At 66.4% G+C, this 16,261-nt stretch carries 12 protein-coding genes; 4 read left to right on the top strand and 8 right to left on the bottom strand.

The window, feature by feature from the left end; genetic code table 11:
• Positions 1-151: 151 nt before the first annotated feature.
• The 4 genes from A7D16_RS05510 to A7D16_RS05495 all read right to left on the bottom strand — a co-directional run bounded on the left by A7D16_RS05510 (position 152) and on the right by A7D16_RS05495 (position 8,265).
• Positions 152-766 carry a hypothetical protein gene (locus tag A7D16_RS05510; RefSeq protein ID WP_064630600.1) on the bottom strand — a complete coding sequence of 205 codons (615 nt, stop codon included), beginning with the start codon at positions 764-766 and terminating at the stop codon, positions 152-154.
• A gap of 1 nt (position 767) precedes the next feature.
• Complete coding sequence (locus A7D16_RS05505) at positions 768-2,549, bottom strand: S8 family peptidase (RefSeq protein ID WP_193395446.1); 1,782 nt, start codon at positions 2,547-2,549, stop codon at positions 768-770.
• Between the two features lie 877 nt (positions 2,550-3,426).
• Positions 3,427-5,808, bottom strand: coding sequence for a TonB-dependent receptor (locus A7D16_RS05500; RefSeq protein WP_064630596.1), 2,382 nt, complete (start codon positions 5,806-5,808; stop codon positions 3,427-3,429).
• A 390-nt stretch (positions 5,809-6,198) separates the two neighbouring features.
• On the bottom strand, positions 6,199-8,265 hold the full coding sequence (locus A7D16_RS05495) for a TonB-dependent receptor (protein WP_064630593.1): 2,067 nt from the start codon (positions 8,263-8,265) through the stop codon (positions 6,199-6,201).
• Between the two features lie 163 nt (positions 8,266-8,428).
• Between A7D16_RS05495 and A7D16_RS05490 the strand changes: the two genes are divergently transcribed.
• Together A7D16_RS05490 and A7D16_RS05485 are read left to right on the top strand one after the other, a co-directional pair.
• Complete coding sequence (locus A7D16_RS05490) at positions 8,429-8,839, top strand: MerC domain-containing protein (protein ID WP_064630591.1); 411 nt, start codon at positions 8,429-8,431, stop codon at positions 8,837-8,839.
• Positions 8,840-9,140: 301 nt separating this feature from the next.
• Positions 9,141-9,323: a 30S ribosomal protein THX gene (locus A7D16_RS05485; protein WP_008571876.1), complete on the top strand. Its 183-nt coding sequence runs from the start codon at positions 9,141-9,143 to the stop codon at positions 9,321-9,323.
• A 102-nt stretch (positions 9,324-9,425) separates the two neighbouring features.
• Here A7D16_RS05485 and A7D16_RS05480 read toward each other — a convergent pair whose 3' ends face one another.
• The 4 genes from A7D16_RS05480 to A7D16_RS05465 form a co-directional block, all read right to left on the bottom strand.
• Complete coding sequence (locus A7D16_RS05480) at positions 9,426-10,814, bottom strand: chloride channel protein (protein ID WP_082925738.1); 1,389 nt, start codon at positions 10,812-10,814, stop codon at positions 9,426-9,428.
• Positions 10,815-10,954: 140 nt separating this feature from the next.
• Positions 10,955-12,271 carry an alkaline phosphatase family protein gene (locus A7D16_RS05475; protein ID WP_064630589.1) on the bottom strand — a complete coding sequence of 439 codons (1,317 nt, stop codon included), beginning with the start codon at positions 12,269-12,271 and terminating at the stop codon, positions 10,955-10,957.
• 36 nt (positions 12,272-12,307) lie between these two features.
• Entirely contained in the window at positions 12,308-12,853 is a 546-nt protein-coding gene (locus tag A7D16_RS05470) for a methylated-DNA--[protein]-cysteine S-methyltransferase (protein WP_064630587.1), read from the bottom strand.
• A complete protein-coding gene (locus tag A7D16_RS05465) occupies positions 12,850-14,313 on the bottom strand; it encodes an AlkA N-terminal domain-containing protein (protein WP_064630585.1) in 1,464 nt (487 codons plus the stop codon). The genes A7D16_RS05470 and A7D16_RS05465 overlap by 4 nt, the downstream gene beginning before the upstream one ends.
• Positions 14,314-14,580: 267 nt before the next feature.
• On the opposite strand from A7D16_RS05465, the gene A7D16_RS05460 reads away from it, so the two are divergent.
• Positions 14,581-15,840: a COG3904 family protein gene (locus A7D16_RS05460; protein WP_064630583.1), complete on the top strand. Its 1,260-nt coding sequence runs from the start codon at positions 14,581-14,583 to the stop codon at positions 15,838-15,840.
• A 76-nt stretch (positions 15,841-15,916) separates the two neighbouring features.
• Entirely contained in the window at positions 15,917-16,171 is a 255-nt protein-coding gene (locus A7D16_RS05455; RefSeq protein WP_064630581.1) for a hypothetical protein, read from the top strand.
• Positions 16,172-16,261 lie beyond the last annotated feature (90 nt).

Here is a 16,261-nt window from a genome sequence, read left to right as displayed (position 1 = left end):
TCCATTGCGTGGGCCGTGCCTGTCAGCCCTTACGGTGAACTCGATGTCTGTGTCATCGCGTCTCGCACCGCGACCGGATGGCGACATCGCAAGTTTCCAAGCGTTGCGATGCGCCGAGCATCGTGGCCGCAGGAAGACCTGGCCACGATGCCTACATCGGTTGCATGACTGCCTGGCTGACCACCAGCGAGAACTGCGTGGCCCCCGTGTTGCCTTGGAGAGACGTCAGTGCGCGTTGCGCCTGTTCGACCGAGGCATACGCAATGACGGCGCTGTGATCGACCGTCGAGGTGTAGACGATGCGTCCGCCCGAGCTGCTCGCCAACGCAGTCGCGTTGGTTGGCGTTGTGCCGGTCAATTTCAGCTGGGGCCGCACCAGCACCACGCGGCCGGTGCGTTCGTTCACGGCCGCGGCAAGCTTCCGCTCCGTGCTGGCCGCGCGCACGCCCCGTGCGGCATTGGCTGGTGTGTCCAGCAGCACCGCGTAGGGACCCACGCGCGCGGCGATCTTGCCGATGGGCCGAGTCATTACAGTGGTGGCTTGTGTCCTTGCAGAGCGCGCTGCGCCGCTCTCCGCATTCCCGGGTGGAAGTGGATCGGAGACCACCGACCCCGGCAGCATGCGGAACCTATCCTGCCCGGAGGTGAAGCGATCGCCGGTCGCAGCCGCGCTGAGCGCAAGGGCATCCATGTACTGTTCTGCGTGTGCCATGCCGCAGGCGGCCAGGGAAGCGAGCAATACCGAAACAGCAAGCGTGATCTTCATGTCAGTGCCCCAGGATGCGAAGTTTGAAGGATTGCAGCGCCGCGGTGGATGTCGGATCGGTCACGTCGGTGACTTCCAGCGTCCACACGCCTTGCGCCCGCTCATCGAGAAATGCGTTGCTGGAGGTGAGGTCGATATAAAACCCGGTGCTCGCATAGACGGCCTGGTCCAGTGCCGAGAACGGGGTGAGGACGTAGCTGCGCGTTCCGCTGGGCGACTCCAGCACCACGCGCAGATTGGTCGGGTTGCGATGCGATGTGGCAAGCGACAGTTGCACGCCTTCCACCTTCATTGCCTGGGTGATGCGGATGCGTTGTTTGGCAGGTCGCGCGGGGCCGCCGATCTGGCTCGGGGCGACGGTGGATGCAACCCATTGGGTATCGCGCACCGCAGGCAGCGGCGTGAAGTAACGTGCCTCGTAAACGGCTGCGGCGCCATCGGCCAGGCCGAATCCGTACCAGTTGCTGAAGCGATGGCCGGCCGCATTGGTGATCCAGCCCGGGTCGATCACGCTGCCCTGATACACCGCAGCAGGCTGCCACGGATCGATCTGCCGCGCGGTCTTGGCCAGGATGTATTTGACGTCGCGCGCGCTCAGGTTCGGGTTGGTGCTCAAGATCAAGGCTGCGACGCCGGAGACAGTGGGCGCAGCGGCCGATGTGCCGTTCATGACGCCGTTGTAGTTGCACGACGCATCGATCTTCGACCTGCTGCCGTCCAATGCATTGTTGACTGATGAGTCGTCAACGTTGTCGCCTGCCGCGCAGCCGCTGAGGTCGGTGGTGACGATGGCTGGGTCGTAGGCGTAAGGTGCCGTGTCCGGCGCAAACACGGATGCCGCATCGGGATAGAACTTGCGTTGCCGGCCGAATTCGCCGCCAAGACCGGAGACCCACAACGCAGAGCCTGAAGACGAATACGAGGCGTGTTGACCTGTGGCATCCACACTGGCGACGACAATCGTGCCAGGAAGATTACTGCGTGGGTCGACGTTGGTCAGCGCGCAGCCGACTTTCAATACACGTGATTCTTCGCTGCAGAGGTTGACGATGTTGCCGTTTTCATCGCGCGCACGCAGCCGCGCGAAACTGTTGCCAGCGGACTTGACATAGATGGCGCCGCGCCCACCGCGGCTAGACCGCATCAATGCTTCCCAGGACTGTTGTTCTTCTACCGGGAAATCGAAATACAACGGCCCGACCGAGCCCCAGCTGTTATTGAAGATATCGATACTGCGCGCCTCCGGGCCGTCACCCCAGGCATACCGGACGCTGGCTTCGGAGTTGGACGATGCACGCGCAAGAAAATCGAATCCTGCCATCAGGACGTCGGGCGCCACGCCACGTCCGCCACGGCCGTTCCAGCCAACGGCGCCGATGATGCCGGCCACCGCAGTGCCGTGGCCGTTGTACGGGTCGACTGGCGTCGTATCGTGGGAGCCATCGCCAAAGTTGTACGAGCCGTTGGGCAGGATGTTGTCGGCCAGATCTTCATGGCGTAGCTCCAGCCCGTCGTCCACCACGCCGACCCGCACGCCGCGGCCGCGGATGTTCAAGCCATGCAGGATATCCACGTCCAGGTCCACGCCGGGCACCGGGCGGCTGTCGCCGATCACGGCCTGGCCCTGGTTGGAGAGATGCCACTGATAGCGATACAAGGGGTCGTTGCCGCCGGATTTGGCGGTGGCGGTAGTGGCATTGCTGGGATTGCCGGTGACAGCCGTGAGCGGTGTTGCCGCCAGCGCCGAAAGTGGGCTGCTACCGATCACGAGGGCACCGATCAACAGCGCGAGGGGTTGCCTGCGAAAAGAGTTCATTCCGTTTGATTCCAGTCAAAGGGTAGGCGCGGTCGAAGCGACACGGTCCTCCGTTTGGCCAATCGCACGATCGGCCGTTGCAGCCGCGCCGTTGGCTCGGGACGCGCCTATGAAGCCCGAGCCGTTGGAGCCGGAAGAGGTGTTTGCAGTCGAAGACCCGGCGCGATCGCCCGGGTCAGGAAGCACCCGTCAGGCAACCTCGCCTGCAGGCGGGTAGCGCCCCAGGCCTGCCGCCGCAAGGTGGCGATGGCAGGGGGGCGAGAAAAGACAATGCGACAGCGGCAGCGACAGGAGTCATGTCCGTTTATCCCAAGAGAGCTACACAGCGCATCGGTCCGGCGATGGAGTGGATGCGGCCAGGTGGTTCGTCGGCTCCCCTGTGCGTCTGAACGCAGCCGATGTTGGCGATGCATCTGCAGCGTCAACTCCTCGATTAAAGATGGGGCAATCCTTGCCTGCAAGGCACGCGATGTAGGGCATCTGCGTGACACATCGCGCAATTTATGGATGGTATGCAGATTTATGCGTTGCATGCGAAGTTTTGCGTACAAATACGGGCGAAAAATTTGCTAGAGCGCTCGCATCGATTGAAATAACCCATCGCGATGCGTCGTTCTGCTTCGCATCGGCGACCACTGCGACATGGTTGTCATCACATAACCGGGCTGCACATCTCGCATACAAGCGGGCACGCCCAAGCGCAGCGGCGTTGCGCAAGGATTGCAACGCCTGTCGCCGGCGCTTGGCATAAGACAGGCTGCATCGCGATAGGTGCAGCGCGAGGCCTGTTGCAAGGCGCCGCGCAGCAGCGTTGCGCCGCTGCGCGGGCCAGTCGCGTACAGACCTACCAGCGGTATGCCACCGACATCTGGTATTGCCGCCCGGCGATCGGCCGGCCCATGAACACCCCGCCGGTCGCAGCGCCGGGTACGCGCACATTGCCTTCGGTGAGGCCTAGCGTGTCGGTGACATTGCTGCCGCTGGCGGTCACCTCCCAATGCTCTCCCACATGCAGGTTGGCGCCGATATCCAGCATGTCGTAGGAAGGCAGGCGCTGGCTATTGGCCAGATCCGCGAAGCGCTCGCCGATGTAGGAATAGGTGGCAAACAGCTTGAGATCGCCGAACGGCAGCATCCAGTAATAACTGGGCGTGATGCGGAACTGCCGCTTGGGTTGGCGCATCACCTGGTTGTCGGTGAACTCGCGATAGTTGCGGTAGGTCGCATCCAGCCACACCCCGGTGCCGGCCAGCTCGAAACCGCCGAACGGTCGCACCGCAGCTTCCACTTCCAGGCCGCGCGCGCGCGAATCGCCGACTGCGGTGAAATTCTGGCCATTGGCCAGAAACGCCTGGAACGGCGAGTTCTTGAAGGTGTTGTAGAACGCGGTGAGATACAGGTCGTACGCGCTGGTGCCGGACTTCAACCCCAACTCGTATTGATCCACCTCCTGCACGCGGTTCTGTCCATCGCGCAGGTTGTCGAAGCCGGGAAACTTCACCCCGGAGTTGACCCGCGCAAACAGGCTGTTGTTCTGATCGAGGGTGAAGTTCAAGCCCGCCGTCCACGAAAACGCTTCATCGTCCTGATCGATGCGCCGTGTGGTTGCCAGCGCCAGCGAGGTGGCATTGTCGTACAACGTGGCCGGATTGCCGTCCAGATCCACGCTGGCGGTGTCGTGCACATCGCCGGTGACGCTCTGACGCTCGTAGCGCGCCCCCAGATCCAGGCGCAGGCGTTCGCTCAGCTCCCACTCGTCGGCAACGAAGGCAGCGATGTTTTCGCCGTCGTAGTTGGCGCGCAGGTTCAAGAACGCGGTGCTGGTAAAGCCCTGGCGCGTGGCCTGGCGGCCGTCGTCCAACGTCACATCGATGCGGCGTGCGTTGTTTTGCGCGGTGAGCAGCATGGTATTGCCCAGGTACCAGGTGTCGGCAGACGAATACTTGGCGTAATACGCGCCCACGGTGAGCGTGTTGCCGGCAAACAATTCGCGGCTCAAACGCAGGTCGTTGGTAAAGGAATTCAAACGTTTGTCCACCGACCACCAACCGGCTTCAAGCACCTGCTGATTGGCATCCACCGCACCGCCGCCATTGGTGTAGCTGGCGCTACCGCCGCTGCCGTAACCTGCAATGAAATCGCTCAAGCGTTGCGGTGCGTCGCCGGTGAACAGCGCATAGGTCGGCGCACTGCCGCTCATCACGTTGAAGCGGTCGGCAACGGTCCAGCCGCCGCTTTCCCAGTTCCATTCGCCGCCGAACACATCGATGTTGACGCCACGCCCGTCGGCCAGATCGCGCCGCAGCGTCTGGCCATTGGGCCCGACCAGCAGATCGACGTTACGGAAGTCGCGGCCGAGCAGGGTGCCGGTCTGCGCATTCAAGCCGGGAAAGCTGGACAGATCGTTGCCGTTATTGCGCGAGAGCAACGGAATGGCGGTGTAGAACGCGTTGTTGTCGTCGGTATGCCGCGCATAGAACGACAGCTCGCCGCTGTCCCAGCGCTTGCTCAAGGTGGCACTGAACTGGCCACCCTTGTCGGCGGAGAACTGTGGGTCGCGCACGCCGTCGGTTTCGCGGAAGAAGCCGCCCACGCTGTAGTACCAGCCATTGCCCATTGGCCCGCTGTTGAACACATCGATGCGGCGCAGCGCGTTGTTGCCGCCGGTCAGGCGCACGCTGCCTTCCGGCGCGTCCTGGCCTTTTTTCTGGATGAAATTGACGGTGAGGCCAGGCTGGCCATTGGAGAAGATCGGGCTGGAGCCGCCGCGCAGCACTTCCATGCGCTCGACCGTATCGTCGACGCGGAACAGTGTGGAATTTTCCAGGAACGACAAGGTTGGCGGCGGAAACAATGGCGAGCCATCCAGCTGCATGGTCACGAACGGCGCATCGCCCTCGGACGGCATGCCGCGCACGAAGATGTTGGCACCCGTACCGCCGCCGCTGGGTTCGGCCCACACGCCGGGCACGATCTTGAGCAGGTCGGCGGTGCTTTGCGGTACCGCCTGCTGGATCTGCTCCGGGCTGGCCGTGGTGATCGAAAAACTGGCGTCGCGCTTGGCAAGGCCCTTGAAGCGCGCGGTGCCGCTGACGATCACCGCATCCAGCGTGGTGGCGTCCTGGGAGCCCGCGGCGGGCGCGGCGGTCTGCGTGTGGCCATCCGGTGCCAGCAGCACGGCGGCGATGGCCAGCGAGAGGGTGTAGCGGGGTGAGGAAAAACGCATGCGCAAGGTTCCTTGGTCTGGATGCAAGAACGCTGCCGTCCACGCAGTGGCGCGCACACAACGGCAGGCAGTGCATGCGCGCGCCCGCGCTGTTGCGTCGCTTGGCGCCCCCTGTCAGCGCAGTGCAATGAAGTTTTAACCCCAGATGCGCCACAGCCTGTTGTGCGACGCAGCAGCTACGGCTTGGGTCTGTCGTTGCAGGCAACGCAGTGCGTGCCTGCGCTGTGGCGACGATCACATCCTGCGTCGCGCTTATCGCGGGTAGCGACGGACGCGACTGCCTGCGTGGTGCAGCGCCAATGCGGCGCGCACGGGTACGTCGACACCGCGCATAAAAAAGGCCGCCCGAAGGCGGCCTCGCTTCCATTCAGCGGGGGAGAGAGTCCGCTGTCAGAAGAACAAGCGCATGCCGAACGACGCGCTGCGGCCAGGTAGCATCACGTCGTCCTTGAGGAAGGAGGTGTGCACGCGCGCGTCCTGGTTGGTCAGGTTGTTGCCGTCCAGGAACACTTCCCACGCGTTGCTGCCGCGGTCCACGTGGTACGCCAGGTGCGCATCGACGAAGGTGTAGCCATCGGTCGGCGTTTCGTTCGCTGCCACCTTGTCCTGCTTCATGGTGCGGGTCGCACCGAGCGACGCACGCCACTGCTCGGCATTCCAGCGCAACTGCGCACCGAAACGGCCCGGCGCAATACGCGGCAGGTTGCCGCCGTCGCTCAGGCGGGCGCGCACGGTGTCGCCGAACACGCGCAGGTCCCACGCACCGTTGTCGTTGTTGGCCAGGTGGAAGGTGGCCTCGCCTTCGAAGCCGTGGAAGATCGCATCGGCCTGGGTCCACTGGCGGATCGGCAGGAAGTCGTTGTCTTCTTCGTTGAACCACTGGCCGCCGGTATCGACGATGTAGACGAAGTCGTTGTAGCGGTTGTAATACGCCGCCACCTTGGCATCCACCCAATCGTTCTGGAAGTTCAGGCCCAGCTCGGCCTGGTTGGCCTTTTCGGTCTTCAGGTCCGCATCGCCGATCTCGAAGGCGAGGGTGGCGATATGCGGGCCATTGGCGAACAGTTCCTCTTCGGCCGGCGCGCGTTCGGCGTGGTCGAGGTTGGCAGTCAGACGCCATTGCTCGTTGAAGCGGAATGCGCCACTGGCCGAGAAGCTGGTCGGGGTGAAATCGCGGTCCACGCCGATGTCGGTCTGGTACTTGACCTTGTCCACGCGCGCGCCGACTTCGGCGCTGACGCGCTCCCAGCTGTTACGCGCAACAGCGAACACGCCGAGCGAGCGCGTATCGGTCTTGGGCACGAAGGATTCCTCGCCCACCGCCTGGAAGGTGGTATCGCTGCCCTGCAGGCCGAATGCGGTCTGCCAGCCGCCGCCAAACGTCAACGAGGCTTCCACACGGCCTTCGTTGGCCCGCTTGGTGAACACGGTGCCGACTTCCTCGCCTTCAAATTCGGTATGCGCGTAGTCGGTGTGACCGAAGCTGTAGCGCAACGCGCTGCCTTCGCCCCACGGGTCGGTCAACCCGCCCTTGAGGTCGTAGCGGTCCTGCTGCAGCTTCAACGACACGCCGCGCTCGCCGATCGATAGATCGCCCGGCTCGCCCGGGTTGCCGTAGTTGTCGCGGAACCGCGATGCCGACAGGCCGACAAAGCCCCAATCGCCGGACAGCGAGGCACCGATCGAGCCCACCTTGGAGTCGATCCAGGAGTTGGCCTGGCGGCCCTGCGGGGTGTCGTAGTCGTTCTGGTTGCGGTACACGCCATCGGCATGGATCGACAGCCCGCTGCCATTGCCGGCATCGACGCGGAACATGTCGGTGTTGCCGTCCTTGTCGCCGCCGTCGAAGCGCACTTCGGCACGCCCGCCGAAGCCGTCCACCGGCGTTTCGGCGATGCGCCCGTCGACCACGTTGACCACGCCGCCGATGGCGCCGGAGCCGTACAGCAATGTCGACGGACCCTTCAGCACTTCGATCTGGTTGGCCAGGAACGGCTCGATCGCCGGCGAATGGTCCTGGCTGACGGTGGAGACGTCCTGGGTGGACAGACCATCGCGCAGCACCGCCACGCGCGGGCCGTCCAGGCCGCGGATGATCGGCCGGCCCACGCCGGGGCCGAAATTGGAACTCTGCACGCCGGGCAGGCTGGCCACGGTTTCGCCCAGGCTCGAGCTGCGCACCTCGTCCAGACGCTCGCCGGCCAGCACTTCCACCGGGCGGCTCAATTCGCCGGCCGCATCGCGCAGCGGGCTGGCGGTGACCACCACCTTGTCAAGGTCCTTGATGTGCCGGCCGCTGGATGGGCTGGCGGCGTGGCGGGTGTCGGAGCTGGGCGGGGTCTGCGCATCGGCAGCGGCCGGTACGTCGTCGGCCATGGCCAGGGCAGGGGTCAGCAGGCTGGTCAGGGCCAGCGAGAGCGTGGAACGGCGGAACGAGGAAGCGAGGCTGGGGGGCATGATGGGCCGGACTCTGTAAGTGTTACTTTGTATCAATGATAGGGCGCAGCTTGCCTGCTGCGCCGGCGGCGAGACCCGCACGGCTGCGCGATGCAGTGGTGCGGGGCTGGAACAAGGAAGATGTTATATTATTCCACGTCGCCGCGAGCACCTGCTGGAAGTCATGCCTCTACCGACCCTTCGCCATCTTCTCGACCGCTTCGGCGCAACCGGTTCGCTGCTGTGCGCCGTGCACTGCGCGGTGCTGCCGCTGGTGCTTGCGCTGGCGCCGTCGCTGGGCCTGTCGTTCTGGCTGGGCGACAGGGTGGAACTGGCCATCGTGGTGTTCGTGACGTTGCTGGGCCTGCTCAGCCTGGTACTGGGCTATCGCCGGCACAAGGCGCTGCATGCGCTTGCCCTGCTGTTGCCAGGCCTGGCACTGCTATGGCTGGGCCTGTTGTACGACCCGTTGCACCACTCGGTGGTGCCGCATGCGGTGGTGATGACGCTGGGCGGCGCCCTGGTCGGCATCGCGCACCTGGTCAACCTGCGCCTGAATCACGGGCATGTGCACGATGCCAGCTGTGCGCACTGAGGACAGCTGATAACACTGGCGCGTAGCCGCCAGACGGGCCGCGGACGCCGGCGGGAATCGGCATGTGGCCACGTGTCGCCGCCGGTTCCTCGGCGTCATCCACGCCCACCTGACGACAGCTCGCCAGCGCATGCGTTGATCTGTCGTCGATCGGCTCCGCAAGGCGGGCGGCGCAGCCCGGCTACGCTGGCCGGGGCCGTCGTGGTAGGCTTGTCGGCCTTGCGCGAGGGCACCGCCGGTGCAAATCTCGCCAGACCCGTGCCAGCACGGGAATTTGTATTCACATTCAGGAGTCGACGAAATGGGTAAGGGTGACCGTAAGACCGCCAAGGGCAAGCGCTATAACGCCAGCTACGGCAATTCGCGTTCGCACGCGGTGAGCAAGGTTGTCGTGGGTGCAGCTGCCCCGGTTGCCAAGAAGGGCGTGGTCAAGGCCCCGGCCAAGAAGGCTGTCGCCAAGAAGACCGTCGCCAAGGCCGGCTGATCCTCAGCCCGCTTCGCGACACCAGAACGCGGCGCTTGCGCCGCGTTTTTTTATGTCCGGCATCAGCGCAAACGCAGGCGCGTTGGTTCTGGCGGAGTGCTGCTAGCGCGCTGTTTCCGCAGCCACGGGCTGGCTGGCCGCCGCGGGTGCCAGCAACTGCTCGGCCAGGCCGCGGTAGATCGGCGTCTTGCACACCAGCCCGGACACTGCGCGCGCAATCAGCACGGTGGCCAGGATCGGCAGCAGCATCTGGCTGGTGTCGGTGAGTTCCAGCGAGATCACCGCCGAAGTCAGCGGCGCCTGGGTCACGCCGGTGAGATAGGCGCACATGCCCAGCAGCACGAAGGTGCGCGGGTCCACGCTGGGCATCAGGACCGACAGGTTGTGGCCGATCCCGGCACCCACTGCCAGCGCCGGTGAGAACAAGCCGCCCGGAATGCCGGCCAGATACGAGACCAGATTGGCGATGAGCTTCATCAGGCCGAATTCGTGGCCGACCACCGCATGCCCTTGCACCAGGCTGCGCGCCTGCTCGTAGCCGGTGCCGAACGCGCCTTGCCCGAACGCCAGCGCCAGCCCGACCAGCGCGACGCCGCACGACGCGGCCAGCAGCACCGGATGCCGTTGGCGCAGCGCACCCAACCAGCGCGGCTTACCGCTAACGCTGGCCAGCACCAGCCGCGCGAACACGCCGCCGAGCAGCCCGGCCACGCTGCCGCACAAGGCGATTGCCAGCCACGCCTGGCCCAGCGGCAAGGCCACTGCCACCTTGCCGAAATAGGTGTAGTTGCCCAGCAGGCCCAGCGACACCACGCCGCCAACGATCACCGCGGTGAGCAGGGTGCCGGAGAAGCGGTGCTCGAAGCGCCCGCTCAATTCCTCGATCGCAAACACCACGCCTGCCAGCGGCGTGTTGAACGCTGCGGCGATGCCGGCAGCGCCGCCGGCGAGCAGAAAGTGCGAGAGCTCGCGGGGATCGTGAAAACCGAACCAACGCCCGAACACATGCATCAGGCTGGCGCCGACATGCACGGTAGGGCCTTCGCGCCCGACCGATGCGCCGCCCAGCAGCGACAAGGTGGTCAGCGCGAGTTTGCCGACCGACACGCCCAGCGAAAGGTTGTTGTCACGAAACGCCGGGTCCGGGTGTTCCAGCGCGGCGATCACCTGCGGGATGCCGCTGCCGCGCGTGGGCCGCAGCGCACCGGAGGTGAGCCAGGCGAGCAGCGCGAAAATGCCCGGCGTCAGCAGCAACGCCCACCAGATCGAGTGCGCGGTAATGCGTTGGAACAGGTGGAACGCCGCGTCGCTGGCCTTGGCGAACACGATCGCCACCAGGGCTACCGCAATCGCGCCGCCCCACAGTGCAGCGCGACGACGCCAGCCTTCGCTTGACAACAGCGGCCGCAGGCGACGCGGCGTGGAATTGGAACCGGACATTGCGCCATTGTCGCATTGCCTGGCGGCAAGCGGGTCTGCAGCGCGCCACATTCCCGCCTCGTTATCAGCATCAGATGCATGGCGGCGACGCGCGACAGCGTCCTTGTACGGGCAGGATCGGTACCGACACTGACACTGACACTGACAAGCGCATGCATGCGCGGCAGCCTCGTTGACGCTGCCTGCCGCAGCTACTCGGTGCCGGCGGCCGGCGGCACGCGCAAGGCAGGCAGCAAGGTGGCCGGGTTGCCATCATTGGGCGCGGCCGGGATACCCAGCAGCCGGGTCATCAGTGCGTAGACATCCACATTGTCGAAGCCAGGCAGTGTCTTGCCCTGCGCCAGGTCCGGGCCTTGCGCCAGGAACACCGCCCGCATCGACGGCAGCGCTGGATCGAAGCCATGCGAACCGCGCATGCCCTGCTGCGCGCGTTTGGCGAGCTTGTCGGGAAACAGCGCATCCCAGCCTTCGTGCATCTGACAGACGATGGCGGGAATGCGCGGATGGCTGCCGTAATGCCAGCGCGCCGGCAGCTGCGCTTTGCGCCAGCACTCGTAGTGCGCGTGCTTGCCGAGCAAGCTGGCCTCGGCAGCGGCCTGTTGCCCGGGCATCGGCGCGAAGCCGATCACCTGGCCGTCGGTGACGGCGCCGGCGATCTGCGGCGGTGCCATCGCTTCCACGCTGATCGCGTGCCCCGGGGCAACCTCGGCCATGCCGTGGTCGGAGACCACGATGATGTTGGTACGCCCACGCGTGCCATCGCGCTGCATGCCGTCCAGCAGCCGGCCGATGGCCGCATCCACCGCGCGCACGCTGTCGGCGTACTCGCGCGATTGCGGGCCGTGATCGTGGCCGGCTTCGTCCACGTGTTCGAAGTACAGCGTGACCAGGCGATTGCGCGCGGCACCGGATGCAGCGAGCCAGCCGCGCACCTCGTCCACGCGCGCGTCCATCCCGGTGTGTTCTTCGTAATGGCGCCAGCGTGTGGGGCGCACGCCTGCAATCGCTGCCTCGCTGCCCGGCCACGACCAGGTCGCGGCATGCTGCCCGGCCTTTTCCACGCCCACCCACACCGGCTCGCCGCCCCACCAGCGCGCATCGCCCACCGCCTCGGGTTTGCTCAGCCAGAAGCTGCCCAGCGCCGGGTCGCGCATGCTGTTGTGCACGATGCCGTGGTGGTCCGGGCGCAAACCGGTGACCAGGGTGTAGTGATTGGGAAACGTCAGCGACGGGTACGACGGCGTCATCCAGCGCGCACGCACGCCTTCACGCGCAAGTTGCGACAGGTTGGGTGTGATGCCGCGATCGAGCATGTCGGCGCGCAGGCCGTCGATGGAGATCAGCAGCAGGGTGTGCGGCGTGCCGGCGGATACGGTCTTCGCCGATGCCGATGCCGATGCAGATGCAGTCGGCACCGCCGTGGGTGCGCTACGCGAAGAGGGCTGGCTGCTACAGGCCGCAAGCAGGGCAAGCGCCGCTGCGGCAACTGCAAAACGTCGCTCGATCATGCCCCCAGTTTACGGTGCAGCGATGACGTCGCGAAGTCAGCCGCTGCGTAGTACCGACGCGGCGGCGAACAGGTCCTCGCCGCGCGCGGCGTTACGCGGCGCCCAGCCTTCCAGCTGCAACAACGCCTGCTTGGTCGGCAGGCCGCCGCCGAAGCCGGTCAGCGCACCATTGGCACCGATCACGCGATGGCAGGGCAGCACGATCGGCAGCGGATTGCGCCCGTTGGCAGCACCCACCGCGCGGCTGGCGGCCGGCTTCCCCACCGCCTGCGCAAGTTGCACGTAGCTCCAGGTCTGCCCGAACGGAATCTGCGCCAACGTGCGCCAGACGCTGAGCTGGAACGGCGTGCCGGTTGGCGCCAGCGGCAGATCGAAACTGCGTCGCCCGCCATGCAGGTAATCGAGCAGCTGTTCGCGTGCCTCGCGCACCAGCGGTGCATCGGGGTCATGCAACCAGCGCGCACGGCCGATGGCGTCGTAGCGGTTCTGCGCGAACAGGATGTGGTGCACGCCGCTGTCGTCGGCGGCCACGCTGAGCGCGCCGATCGGCGAGGGGAAGGTGTCGTAGTGCAATGTGCTCATGCGCGGGTGTCCTTGCGGTCGTTGGCCAGATGCCACAGGTGCAGCACGGCGCAGGCGCGCCACGGGCGCCACGCCTGCGAGCGCGCTTCGGTGGCGCGTTCGCTCAAACGCTCCGGGGCGCCAAGCACCTGCTGCAGGATCAAATCGCCGGCCGGAAACGCATCCGGATGCGACAACGCGCGCATGGCCACGTACTGCGCAGTCCACGGACCGATTCCGGGTAGCGCGGTGCAGGCAGCGATGAAGTCCGGCAGGCGCTGCCCGGCACCGAAGTGCAGCCGACCCTGCGCGCAGGCCGATGCCAGCGCACGCAGCGTGGCGGCGCGCGCACGCGGCAGCCCAAGCTGTTCCAGCGGCGCATCTGCCAACTGTTCGGGTGTGGGGAAACTGCGGTCAAGGCCGGGTGGCATGTCGGCATGCTGGCCGCCGTGGCGGTCGACCAGCCGCGCCGCCAGCGTCGCTGCCCCAGCCACGCTGATCTGCTGGCCCAGCACCGCACGCACCGCCACTTCAAAGCCGTCCCAGCCACCGGGCACGCGCAGGCCCGGTCGGCGCGCGATCGCCTCGGCCAGCAGCGGTTCCGGCGCAAGCGTGGCGTGCACGCCCTGCAGGTCCGCATCCAGATCAAACAGCCGGCGCACGCGCCGCACGATCTGCGGAATCTGCCGCGGGTCGGTGGCGCCGATGCGCAGCAGCAGTTCCGCACGCTGCGGCGCCGCACTGACCTCGATCACGCTGGCATTGCCCGGCGCGCCGATCACGCGTCGGTAGCTGCCGGTATCGACCTGCTCGATGCCCGGAATCGCACGCCGCTGCAGAAATGCCAGCATCGCCTGCAGATCCAGCGGCGGGCGATAGCCCAGGCGCAGCGTCAGCTCGCCGCCCGGCATGTCGGCACGTTGCTTGCGCAGTGCCGACGGCGGCATGCCGCAGCCCTGCAAGAATGCGGCATTGAAGCGGCGCAGGCTGTTGAAGCCGGCCGCGAGCGCGACCTCGGTGACCGGCAAGGCGGTTTCGGTGAGCAGCTGCTTGGCCAGCAGCAGCCTGTGCGTGCCGTGCACCTGGATCGGCGTGGCACCCAGCTGCTGCACGAACTGACGCTGCAATTGTCGCGCGCTCAAACCCACCGCATCGGCCAGCATCTGCACCGGCTGCTCCTGCAGCGCGCCGTCGGCAATCATCGCCAGCGCACGCTGCACGCTCTCTTCGCCCAGATGCCGCTGCGCCTGCGGCGACAGCTCCGGCCGGCAGCGCAGGCATGGCCGGTAGCCGGCCGCGCTGGCCGCCGCCGCGGTGGGGTAGTAACTGACGTTGGCCGGCTTGGGCGGTGGCGCCGGACACACCGGGCGGCAATAAATGCCGGTGCTGCGCACAGCGGTGAAAAACAGCCCGTCGAAGCGTGCATCGCGCGCCAGGCGGGCACGGTCGCATTGGGTTCGGTCGGGCGTGGCGGTTTGCATGGCGCCAGTCTATGCGCTTGCCATGGCACCGGCTGGCCGTTTTCGGACAGGGTTGCGGCCACGTTATCCGCCTGCCCGGCTGAAGCGCAAAGCGCGAGTTGGCAATCTAGCCTTGCCCGTGCTGGAGCATGATGCGCCGCGGATGCTGCGCAGCGCCGGTGCACTGGGGGCTGGCCTGAGAGCTGCCAGGTTAAGGTCAGGTTCGGGGCACGATGCGCGTCCACCCTAGACTGGGAACCCGCTCACGCTCTCGATGGTCCGCGCCCGATGTTGAAACCGCTTTGCCTGTCCCTTGCGTGTCTGCTTCTGCTGGCGGCGTGCGATCGCACCAGCACCTCCGCCGATGCCGTAACGGTGCAGCAGAACGGCGGCGCGCAGGCCGGCGATGGCGACCATATGGTGTCGGTGGATACGCCCGAGCCGGTGGCGCCGCCGCCGCGCCCGCGCGCGCAGGCCGGCGAGGCGGGATGGCCACAGGCGGCGCTGGAATCGGGCCAGGCCTGGATCAGTTGCGCGACCGATTACAGCCACGAAGCCGGCGACGGCACGCTGCTGCCGGCGTTGGACCGGGCCAGTGTGGAAGCGGCGCTGGCGCCGTGCCGCGAGACCGGGCTGATGCGGGTGCGCTATGCCGGCAAGATCAACGCCGGCTTCGCCGCGCTGGTGTGGCGGCTGGCTTCGGTGGCCGAGCAATGGAAGTTGCCGCACCGCATCCTGGACCTGGATTCCAGCGGCGGGCAGGTGGAGGCGGCGATCCGCGCCGGCGACGCCATCGGCGAATCCAACTGGACCATCTGGGTGCGCGAAGGCTCGGTGTGTCACAGCGCCTGCGTGTTCGTGCTGGCGGCCGGCGACAACCGCCTGGTCGCCGGCAAGGTCGGCATCCACCGCATGATGCGGATCAGCTCCAAGGCCACCTCGCGCGCCGAGCTCAATCGCGAGCTGCGCGAGGTCTACGGCAACGTCAAGGATTATCTGGAGCGCAACGGTGTGGCGGTGGCGGTGGCCGATCTGATGATGACCGTGCCCAACCGCAGCCTGCGCCTGCTCACCATGGACGAGCTGCGCGAATACGGGCTGGATGGCACCAACGCCGTGCAGGACGATCTGGAGCGGATCCGCCAGATGCGCAAGTGCGGCGATGCGTTCGTGCGGCGCAAGGATGCGTTTCTGGTCGCCTTCGATCAAACGTGCAAGGGCGAGGGTGCCGATCTGGACGCAGTCAATGCCTGCGGCCTTTCCTTGAAGCAGCGCTTTGGGTTTCCGGATGCGGCCTGCCCGGAAGAAAGCCCGCTGGCCGAAACCGATGCCGCTGCGCTGCCGGCCAGCCCGGCGGGCGAGGCGCAAGCCGGTGCGGCGGAAAACGGCCAGGCACAAACCGGCCAGGTGCAGGGCGACCAAGGGCAGACCCGCGAGGCGCAGAGCGGTGCCGCAGGCACTGTCGCGCCCACGCCCGAGCCGGACTCTGCGCCAGCGCAGGATGCCGCCCAGGCCGACCCGCGAGCGGCGACGCACCCCGAAGGTTGAGCGCAGCGACGGGCTTCACGCGTATCGCACTGCGCGCTGCCTATCGTCGCTGCATCACAACCGAGCCGGGGGGCGTATGCGAGGGAAGACCAAAGGTATTGTGTTGGCATACCTGCCGTCCGCCGTGCTGGTGCTGGTGGGGTTTGGTGTGGCCGAGTTGCTGCGTCTGGCCGCTGCCGCCATGCACGAACAATGGCCGGCGACGCTGGCGATGTGGCTGAGCCTGGTGGCGCTGATTGCCGCGATTGCGCGCGCGTTCTGGGTCAGCTGGCGTCTGTGGCGGCCACGCGGCGTGGCGGCTGTACCACCGGCTCCTGGCGGCGAGGTCTAGGAGCGGCTTGAAACGATTGTGTCTCCCCCAGGTTGGCGCTGCCTTGGTTCGAGATCAGCCGGTGGTACGTCCGCCGGTGCTTGTGTTGCA

This window comes from Xanthomonas nasturtii (assembly GCF_001660815.1).
Classification (GTDB): domain Bacteria; phylum Pseudomonadota; class Gammaproteobacteria; order Xanthomonadales; family Xanthomonadaceae; genus Xanthomonas; species Xanthomonas nasturtii.
Note: the sequence above shows the minus strand (reverse complement) of the source record. Positions and strands in the feature narration are given on the sequence as shown.

Excerpts from the sequence above, each read along its gene's own strand:
- A7D16_RS05500 (WP_064630596.1), bottom strand. The coding sequence starts at position 5,808 with ATGCGTTTTTCCTCACCCCGCTACACCCTCTCGCTGGCCATCGCCGCC.
- A7D16_RS05470 (WP_064630587.1), bottom strand. The coding sequence starts at position 12,853 with ATGAGCACATTGCACTACGACACCTTCCCCTCGCCGATCGGCGCGCTC.
- A7D16_RS05480 (WP_082925738.1), bottom strand. The coding sequence starts at position 10,814 with ATGTGGCGCGCTGCAGACCCGCTTGCCGCCAGGCAATGCGACAATGGC.
- A7D16_RS05460 (WP_064630583.1), top strand. The coding sequence starts at position 14,581 with ATGTTGAAACCGCTTTGCCTGTCCCTTGCGTGTCTGCTTCTGCTGGCG.
- A7D16_RS05455 (WP_064630581.1), top strand. The coding sequence starts at position 15,917 with ATGCGAGGGAAGACCAAAGGTATTGTGTTGGCATACCTGCCGTCCGCC.
- A7D16_RS05465 (WP_064630585.1), bottom strand. The coding sequence starts at position 14,313 with ATGCAAACCGCCACGCCCGACCGAACCCAATGCGACCGTGCCCGCCTG.
- A7D16_RS05510 (WP_064630600.1), bottom strand. The coding sequence starts at position 766 with ATGAAGATCACGCTTGCTGTTTCGGTATTGCTCGCTTCCCTGGCCGCC.
- A7D16_RS05490 (WP_064630591.1), top strand. The coding sequence starts at position 8,429 with ATGCCTCTACCGACCCTTCGCCATCTTCTCGACCGCTTCGGCGCAACC.
- A7D16_RS05475 (WP_064630589.1), bottom strand. The coding sequence starts at position 12,271 with ATGATCGAGCGACGTTTTGCAGTTGCCGCAGCGGCGCTTGCCCTGCTT.
- A7D16_RS05495 (WP_064630593.1), bottom strand. The coding sequence starts at position 8,265 with ATGCCCCCCAGCCTCGCTTCCTCGTTCCGCCGTTCCACGCTCTCGCTG.
- A7D16_RS05485 (WP_008571876.1), top strand. The coding sequence starts at position 9,141 with ATGGGTAAGGGTGACCGTAAGACCGCCAAGGGCAAGCGCTATAACGCC.